This is a genomic window from Oleiphilus sp. HI0117, from assembly GCF_001635235.1.
On the sequence record NZ_LWGA01000751.1, the window covers coordinates 1 to 8,756 of the forward strand.

10 protein-coding genes are annotated in these 8,756 nt (G+C 43.7%); 4 read left to right on the forward strand and 6 right to left on the reverse strand.

Translation table 11 applies throughout. The features are described 5' to 3' along the window. The first annotated feature begins 68 nt into the window (after positions 1-68). The gene (locus A3757_RS26740; RefSeq protein WP_068509637.1) at positions 69-668 is read left to right on the forward strand and encodes a CCXG family PEP-CTERM protein; all 600 of its coding nucleotides are present in this window, start codon (positions 69-71) and stop codon (positions 666-668) included. A gap of 183 nt (positions 669-851) precedes the next feature. Beyond that, positions 852-1,985 carry a phosphatidylserine/phosphatidylglycerophosphate/cardiolipin synthase family protein gene (locus A3757_RS11855; protein ID WP_068511250.1) on the forward strand — a complete coding sequence of 378 codons (1,134 nt, stop codon included), beginning with the start codon at positions 852-854 and terminating at the stop codon, positions 1,983-1,985. A 3-nt stretch (positions 1,986-1,988) separates the two neighbouring features. Here A3757_RS11855 and A3757_RS11860 read toward each other — a convergent pair whose 3' ends face one another. Further along, a complete protein-coding gene (locus tag A3757_RS11860; RefSeq protein WP_068739680.1) occupies positions 1,989-3,191 on the reverse strand; it encodes a flagellar assembly protein T N-terminal domain-containing protein in 1,203 nt (400 codons plus the stop codon). A 7-nt stretch (positions 3,192-3,198) separates the two neighbouring features. Next, on the reverse strand, positions 3,199-3,771 hold the full coding sequence (locus A3757_RS11865; RefSeq protein WP_068511254.1) for an LPP20 family lipoprotein: 573 nt from the start codon (positions 3,769-3,771) through the stop codon (positions 3,199-3,201). A 429-nt stretch (positions 3,772-4,200) separates the two neighbouring features. Between A3757_RS11865 and traF the strand changes: the two genes are divergently transcribed. Both traF and A3757_RS11875 read left to right on the forward strand, forming a co-directional pair. Next, on the forward strand, positions 4,201-5,517 hold the full coding sequence (gene traF / locus A3757_RS11870) for a conjugal transfer protein TraF (protein ID WP_068511256.1): 1,317 nt from the start codon (positions 4,201-4,203) through the stop codon (positions 5,515-5,517). A gap of 28 nt (positions 5,518-5,545) precedes the next feature. Next, complete coding sequence (locus A3757_RS11875; RefSeq protein WP_068739683.1) at positions 5,546-6,793, forward strand: multifunctional CCA addition/repair protein; 1,248 nt, start codon at positions 5,546-5,548, stop codon at positions 6,791-6,793. Here A3757_RS11875 and A3757_RS11880 read toward each other — a convergent pair. From A3757_RS11880 to A3757_RS11895, 4 genes are all read right to left on the reverse strand, one after another. Beyond that, positions 6,763-7,251: a tRNA (cytidine(34)-2'-O)-methyltransferase gene (locus tag A3757_RS11880; protein ID WP_068511345.1), complete on the reverse strand. Its 489-nt coding sequence runs from the start codon at positions 7,249-7,251 to the stop codon at positions 6,763-6,765. The genes A3757_RS11875 and A3757_RS11880 overlap by 31 nt on opposite strands. 105 nt (positions 7,252-7,356) lie before the next feature. Beyond that, a complete protein-coding gene (gene secB / locus A3757_RS11885) occupies positions 7,357-7,875 on the reverse strand; it encodes a protein-export chaperone SecB (RefSeq protein ID WP_068511257.1) in 519 nt (172 codons plus the stop codon). Between the two features lie 145 nt (positions 7,876-8,020). Next, positions 8,021-8,272 carry a glutaredoxin 3 gene (gene grxC, locus A3757_RS11890; RefSeq protein ID WP_068511259.1) on the reverse strand — a complete coding sequence of 84 codons (252 nt, stop codon included), beginning with the start codon at positions 8,270-8,272 and terminating at the stop codon, positions 8,021-8,023. Between the two features lie 24 nt (positions 8,273-8,296). Further along, on the reverse strand, positions 8,297-8,713 hold the full coding sequence (locus tag A3757_RS11895) for a rhodanese-like domain-containing protein (protein WP_068508189.1): 417 nt from the start codon (positions 8,711-8,713) through the stop codon (positions 8,297-8,299). Between the last annotated feature and the right edge of the window lie 43 nt (positions 8,714-8,756).

Sequence of the window (8,756 nt, forward strand, 5' to 3'; positions counted from 1 at the left end):
AACAGGCATATAAATAGCTTTAATCTGACCAGACACCAAATTCAATGTAATACAACTAGGATACACACATGAAAAAAATTACTCTAAGCGCTCTTACTTTAGTATTAGCAGCGCTGAGCTTAAACGTTAGCGCAACGACGATGACTATTGACACTCGTAGTATCACTAATGGTATAGACGACACGGATTTTATTACTTCATGGACTGATCAAACTTCAGCGATTAACTCACTAAATATTTCAGATTTCAGTGGTTTCTTTTCTGGCAACAACACGATCAGCCACTTAAGCATCTCACTAACATCTGCTATAAGCGGCTCGTGGGGAATCGAAGCTGGCTTGGACGCAGGCTACGGCGCAGCTCTATATGTTGATGGTAGCCTAATCGAAAATAGAACTGATGACCTTTGGTGGCAATACAACTGGAACAATTCTGACGTTCTATCTGGCACTGCCGGTATTTCTGCTGGCAGCCACACTATCGACCTATACTGGGCAGAAAACTGCTGCAACGGTTATAGCAGCGGTCGTTTCACAACAGATGGCGGCAGCACATGGCAGTCACTTTCTGTAGCAAATATTGATGCAGCTACTGTATCTGAGCCAGCGACTCTTGCTCTATTTGGTCTTGGTCTATTAGGTTTAGCTGGCGTACGTCGATTTAAATAAGCTTAACCTACTCCATCTCCTGGTGGTAAAGCTTTGGGTATTTTTTATACCCAAAGCTTTTTTAAAACTTAGTAACAAGCCCTCTCGAATATTTCTGCTTCCAAACCTCCTTACAAGCTCCCTTAATTCAGCGCCGTGTATTAGAATCAGTATCATCAATCTATTAGCTACGCTGGCCACACCATGACACGCAATCAGCTTTCGACTAGCGAATCGATCATTGTCGACGCACAAAGTTATTATGAGCAGCTTATCGAAGCAATTGATCTTGCCCAGCAAGAAGTTTTACTTGAGTCATATATCTTCAACAATGATTTTATTGGTCAGGCCATCTCTCAAGCTCTTGAAAACGCTTCTTTAAGAGGAGTGCAAGTCAGGGTTTTGGTTGACGGAGTTGGGGCAGGTAATAATTTTGAGCAGGTTGCCAAACAGCTCATTAATTGCGGCGCTGAAGTAAAAGTATACCGGCCATTACCTTGGCGTTTTGATCTATGGCCTTTATCCCTCTTCCCTGCTGCTGGTATTTTTAAGTTATGGCACTTGCTGAGCTATATTAATAATCGTGACCACCGCAAGCTTGTACTCATTGATGATAAGCTGGTTTTTCTTGGCAGTTTCAACATTACAAAAGCGCATTTACCCAAGGCCCTTGGCGGTCAACAATTTAGTGACACAGCAATCAGAATATCTGGACAAGTAACCCAGAGCGTAAGGCTAGCTTTCGACACCTGCTGGTATAAACACTCATGTCGCACCAGCGCTCGGTACTTGCCTGAGAGCCCTTTTCTCTATAACTTCAGCCGCCGCTTAAGACGAAAACAGAGAAAAGACTTATTACAGAGAATTAAAAATGCAAAGCATGCGGTATGGATAGCGAACGCTTATTTTGTACCAGATAGCGAACTGCAAGACGCCCTATGCACAGCAAGTAAAAGCGGGGTTGATGTAAGAATATTACTCCCCGGGCGTTCGGATATATTTTTCATTCCTTGGGCCTCTGCGTTCTTCTATTCAACATTACTTGAAGCTGGCATCCGACTCTACGAATACCAAGCAGGAATCATGCACTCTAAAACCTTGATTATTGATGACTGGGCTTGCATCGGCTCAAGTAACCTCAACACCCGCAGCCTAATGCATGATTTGGAAATCGATTACAGCCTGCAACTTACCGCCAGCCGAGAGCAATTGGCAATTAATTTTCGTGACGACCTGAGCTGCAGCGAAGAACTGAAGAGCGACTCGCTGGACAAAAAGCATTTTATCCAACGGTATTTGGGCGGACTGCTACTAATATTTTTCTCTTACTGGGTGTAAAAACTACCAAGCGATTAGCAAGTCATCCTCTTGTATATTTATTCGCCCTGGGTCCATACTGACACTACCACTAGCAAAACCAGGGTGCACCTGAGAAACGGTGAGTGATGTCTTGACATTCGTTAGTTCAGTACCCGCTAGCATATCTGCGTCGTAATAATTGTAGGTACGATATAAAGAAAACTTATCTCCAGGGCGAACACCGGAGCTTGCACCCGAATTGAAGTGTAATGTTTTACCGTCAACTCTTGATATACGTGCAATAAAGGGCTGACACTCCAATTGCTCTCCTACTAAAGTAGCAACACCATCCACCAGTTGAGCGACTGCTAGACCATATTCGTCACTCCAGAACTCTGCAGTGCCAAAGCCACTCAGATCATCAATATCATCTTCCCACGGCGCAGATACTGCAAAACTTCTTTGCCAGATAATCGCACCACTATAGCCATCATGAACAAATAGCTCCATTGCAAAGCGACGTTTGATATTGGCATTATTGCTCATCCTTTTCAGTTTCGCCCAATATGATGTGGAGAAAGCTTCCGGGTCTTCTAGCGACAGATCTCTCACCACACCTGAGATAACAAATTGAGCTCCAACCTGCTTCGCGTAATCAGCCGCTTTGGTCAGTGTACTCTGCGATGTGAAGTGACTGGGCGCATTGATCACATCCTGATGCAAAGAAAACTCACTCTGCTCGAAAACAACTAACTTATCTTGCAGCTGTAAAGACTGATTAAGTGCACTGGCCAATCCACGCTCAATATTATGAACCCCCCCCAATCTCAGTTGAGCAGGAGACTGAACCGAAAACCCCAGCACCGCGATTTTTTTACGATATTTTTTTGCTTGGGAATCAGGGCAACTGGCAACTTCTTCAACATCAAAGTTCATCACCAGATTCAAGATGCCTTTTTTAACAAATTCATCTTGTAGTACAGATTTACGAATACGCGCTTCACCCGAAACTGAAAAGTAGTCCTTACTTATCTTTCCATTGCTAACACGTTGATCACTCTTTACTCGGGCACCCGCCTGAAGCAGAGCTTGCTTAAGCGCATCCTGTCGAGCACGATCTCTCGCCAGATCATAGCGTTGACCATCAAAATCTGCCTGCCCTGTGACTTGTATCCACTCTGCATTAGCACTTACTGGTGATAGCAAACAAGACATTAGAGCGAGCAAGAAGGAAAAATACTTCATACCAACCTCACTTCAAAAAATATACAGATTGCATTGACTGAGATGCAGCACGCTTAGTGCGGGGCTCACTACTGGAAGCCATCGGCAGTGGCCGGTGGCAATCTATACCGAACTTGATATTGTTCATTTTATTGATACAGTCGTGAAAATCGCCTGGCAGTAATATTTCCAACACAGTCTCAAATCCGCGCCCCTTATTCTCAATAATCGAAACTACCCTTGCACCTCGCACATAAGAATCGACAGCCGCTGCATAGTGATCACTTTTCATCACAAACTCATCAACCTGGGAACCACCACTGATTCCGATACCGTAAAGCCTTTCGGCCAAGGTACGGTAAGCATCAAGCTTTGAGGCCCGTATCGCCATCAAACGCTTCGACTCTGACTCCGAGTCCTCCTTTCTTTCATAAGCGCCATACCCCGTAACACGGACTACAATAGGCTCAATCGGCTCCTTCTCCTCTTTCTTCATCGTACCCACACTATTCTTATCTTTATATTTATGGGCATGAGCCGGAGAAAAGCAGAGCGCAGCGGTTAGTAAACAAAAAATGACTAGATTCTTCAAAGCAAGCATATCAAACTAGGTTCCCAGTAAATGGTGAGCGAAGATCGCATCGAGACACCCCGAACAACAGATACTTAAATGCGTTAATAAGAGCCAAATACCTGAGTTTTTCATAATCACTATGAAAATCCTGTGCCAAGTCATTACTGTAAAATTTGCAGCAATTCAGGAGAGCGCTTGCCGTTTTCATAGCTCTAAGCGGCAAATAAGGTTGTTAGGCGGCAATACAGAGTCATTAAATGACTTCAATACATAAGCACAGTTAAGCCAAAAAAATACCACGAATTTGGACATTATGTTACAAAGCGTGACGTGCCCGTCGTTGTCACTTTCGACTTTCCGTTAAAATTGCCTCTACGGATCAAGCTACGTACAGTCACCGTACCGTTAGCCAGCATAAGTTAACTAGTCAGGACCCGCTCAAGGAACAAGGAAATAATGAATTTCAGATTCACCTTCAGCTTATCAAACTTTGCCATTTGCTTAGTTTGTCTCGCTTATAGCTCAACCGCACTAAGTGGCTACAAAGTATTTTTAGACCCTCGTTCAATGGCTATGGGCGGAACCGGTGTTGCTTCAGCTTCAAAGTTTAACGCGTCCGCTCACAACCCTGCTCTGATTGCCTTCAACCGAGGCGATAACCCCGACAAGATCTATCTTGCAATAAATAGTGGCCAGCGACAGCTTTACGGAGAGTCTTTTAACTCTGACGTTCTCGACTATCAAAATTCACCAATAGAACAAGACTTTATCAACGCCGCTAACAGCGGAGATATTAGCGACACCAGAGATACCGCTAAACTTCTAAAAGACTCTCTAAGTGAAAAAAGTTTTAGCTCATATCGCTCTGATGAAATGCATAACTTTAACTTGTTAGTGGATACTGACCCGCTAACTATCAATTTCTACACTCGCCGTGAAATTCGCAAAGTAAGCACCATCCTAAATAAAGATGCAGCAACTATTGATGACATTGTTAGACAAGTAGAAACTACTGGCCTTGCGGAATCCACAGGTATTGAAGACCTATTAAGTTCATCGGTTGAAAGCACTCAATTTGACTATGAAGAAATGGGCGCAACCGTCGCTACAACCAATGTTATTGATTATAACATGCCCATATCGTGGGGTTTTACACCCAAACTGATTCAGTTCAATGCATCTCAAGTTTCAAGGCCGCTAGATGAATACGATGTGAATAACGCTCCGGCTGACAGACCTAGTGATAGCAACCTAGAATGGAACGTAGATATAGGCTTAGCAATCCTGTTTACCGACAACTTTTTACGTGAAGAATTCGGCCTGGATGGTTGGTGGCTAGAAGGCGAGTGGGTATTCGGTATTTCTGGAATGAATATGTTTCCAACCGACATTTCAACATTCTCCCCTCCCGTACCCACTGATGAATTACCTCGAGGCAAGCCTTCAGTTCAAGCACGCTATAAAGTGGGTTTAGCCACTTACCGTGAAGACTATATGATGACGCTTGATATTGATCTAAACGAAGATGAAGTGTTCGCCTTCGAAGGCAATACCCGCTTCATATCTTTTGGTGGTGAGTATTACTGGAGAGATGACTTCCACTTACGTGCAGGTGCGCGCTTCAATATTGCTGAAACAGAAGAGGCCTCAAAAGAAGATCACACCTTAACAGCTGGTTTTTTATACCAGCCACGCCACTTCAATATTGAGGCTGCATTTATGCTGAGTGAAGTAGAAGCTGGCGGTTCGATAGGATTTGGTTTAGCATTCTAGCTCTTTCTCTCCCGTGGGCTTGAATGTGATGAAAACCTACCTTGTGGGTGGTGCTGTACGTGACTCTTTGCTCGAAATTAACAGCAAGGATAAAGACTGGGTCGTAGTAGGTAGCAACCCAGACGAGATGCTTAAACAAGGCTTTACCCAGGTCGGCCAAGACTTCCCTGTATTTCTCCACCCCAAAACTAGAGAAGAGTACGCTCTTGCGCGGACAGAGCGTAAAAACGGTCAGGGCTACCAAGGCTTCAGCTTTGACACGTCAAAATCAATCACTTTAGAACAAGACCTTATCAGAAGAGACCTAAGCATTAATGCGATGGCAATGAGCGCAGACGGTGAGCTGATTGATCCGTATGGCGGTCAAGACGATCTGAAGAACAGACTACTCAGGCACGTCTCGCCATCCTTCACAGAAGACCCACTAAGAATTCTACGCGTGGCTCGTTTCGCTGCTCGCTTTTATCACCTCGGCTTTAAAATAGCTGACGAAACACTCGATTTCATGAGCAAAATGGTTCTGAAAGGTGAGGCAAATCATTTAGTCCCTGAGCGTATCTGGCAAGAAACTGAACGAGCACTAAGTGAAAAGTCCCCTTGGATTTATTTTGAAGTACTTAGAAAAGTTGGCTGCCTGAAAGTCGTATTCCCGGAAATCGATGCGCTATTTGGCATTCCTCAGCCAGAAAAGTACCACCCAGAAATCGACTGTGGCATCCACGCTCTCATGTCCTTGGAGCAAGCTAGTCAACTAAGCCAATCAAAACAAGTTCGCTTTGCTGCTCTTACACACGACTTGGGAAAAGCTTGTACCGCCCCTGAAAAATGGCCAAGCCATCATGGCCATGAGCGCCTAGGTTTAGAGCCGATAAAGAAGCTCTGTGAACGAAATCGAGTACCGAATGAATACCGAGACCTGGCATGTTTATGCAGTGAATATCACACGCACATCCATAAAGCTTTTGAGTTAAGAAGCGAAACCATTCTGAAAGTTTTAAAGCAGTGCGACGCCTTTAGACGCCCTGAGCGCTTTGCAGAAATATTACTGTGCAGCAAGGCAGACTCACGAGGTAGGACCGGGTTTGAAAAGGCGCAATACCAACAAGCAGATCTTTTTAGCCGGATATTACACACTCTCAGCTTAATCACCACAAAAGAAATCGTTGCCGAGGGCTACAAAGGGAAAGAAATTGGCGAGCAGCTAGACCGTTTACGAAAAGAAAAAATAAAGCAGATAAAAAGCACTTATGAAGGAGAAAACTCGCCCACTAGCTGAGCATTTTTAAATCCGCACTGACGCCAAGCCTCATAACTTATGATTGCCACTGCATTGGACAAGTTTAGGCTTCTGCTATCGACCATCATTGGAATGCGGATTCTGTGTTCTGACTGAATACTCGCTAAAACTGAATCGGGCAGCCCTGCCGTTTCAGAACCAAACAATAATACGTCACCTTCCTGGTAAGTGAGCTGATCATGAGGCCCACTCCCCTTAGTTGTACATGCAATAATTCGCCGCCCTTCAACAGCCTCAAGAAAAGAAGCATAGTCCTTATGGCGCGTTACGTTTGCCATATCTCGATAGTCCAGACCCGCACGTCGAAGTTTCTTTTCTTCTAGATCAAACCCCAATGGCTCGATTAAATGAAGATAACAACCGTTGTTCGCAACCAGACGAATTATATTACCTGTATTGGGGGCGATCTGAGGTTCATAGAGTGCGATATGGAACATATATTTAATATCAACCAAATAGGGAAAATAGAAATAACAAAAAAATGCGCTCAAACAAAAAAGCAGTGCGACATAGCACTGCTTTCTTCTTTCATAACAAGAGGCTTAGTGAGTAGACTCACTACCCGCTTTTTTCTCAGCCGCTTCTTGCGCTTCTTTTTGCTTCTTCATTACAGCTTGAGCAAAGATAGCATCGAAGTTAACCGGTGCAACCATCATTGCCGGGAAGCTACCTTTAACGACAACTGTGTCAATAGTTTCACGCATGTAAGGGAATAGAAGATTTGGGCAAAACGCATTTAGCGCTTGTGCCAATTGAATACCTTCTAGACCTTCAAGCTTAAAGATGCCCGCTTGCTGAACTTCAACAATGTAAGCCGTCATACCTTCGACTGAAACGGTAAAAGTAGCTGAAACAACTACTTCATAGTGATCTTCACCTAAACCAGCATTTTTAGTATTGAGATCCATTTTCACTTCTGGCTTCCATTGTTTCTGGAAAACCATGGGTGAGTTCGGTGACTCAAAGGAAATATCTTTTACATAGATGCGCTGTAGGGCAAAGTTGACTTGTGGCTGCTGTTCCTCTTGAGCGCCAACTTCAGGCGTTTCATTCTCTGACATGATGGATCCTAATTCTTGATAATTTGATAACAGCTCGTAAAACTTAAGCTGACGAGCCAAAAGTTAAATACTAGGCGGTGCTAGTTAAAAATGCGAGCCTATCAAGCTCTTTTTTTAGTTTTTGCGATAGGAATAACCTTATAAGCTATAAGGTCTCCAATAAAGCGTCTAGCTCACCCTTTGCCTCTAAAGCAAATAAGTCGTCACAGCCACCTACGTGAGTTGTTCCAATCCAGATTTGTGGCACTGTATGCTGGCCAGATTCTTTCATCATCTTTTGCCTGATAGATGGATCTGCATCCACTAGAATTTCATCAAAGTTTACTTTCTTTTTTTGAAGAAGCGCTTTAGCACGAAAGCAAAACGGGCAGAATTTTGAAGAATACATTACGACCATTTTATTGACTCTTAGCTATTGTGTTTATTTACGAACCAGAGGCATATTGCTATTTTTCCACTCAGCAATACCACCACTCATACGGCAGACATTCTCAAAACCTTCTGCCTGCAAAGTCTTACCCGCCATTCCAGAGTGCTGACCCATTTTATCTACCAGGATAATTTGCTTATCCTTATATTTTTCCAGCTCAGTCGATCGCTCTTTCAAGTTTGCAAAAGGAATATGCAAGGCACCTGTAATTTTACCTTCAGAGAAGTCTTTCTTGTCACGTAAGTCAACGATCACAGCCTGATCTTTATTTAGTAAAAGCGTCGCCTCTTGAGGACTAACGGCTCTTCCAGAACGCGATCTCTCGGTAAACCATAGTGCAGCCAACAACGCGACAAACAAACCTGAAAGCTCAATATGATTACCAATAAATTCAAATAAACGATCCATTACTCAGTCCACAACAGTAAAACCGGCTAAATTGCCAGATAAA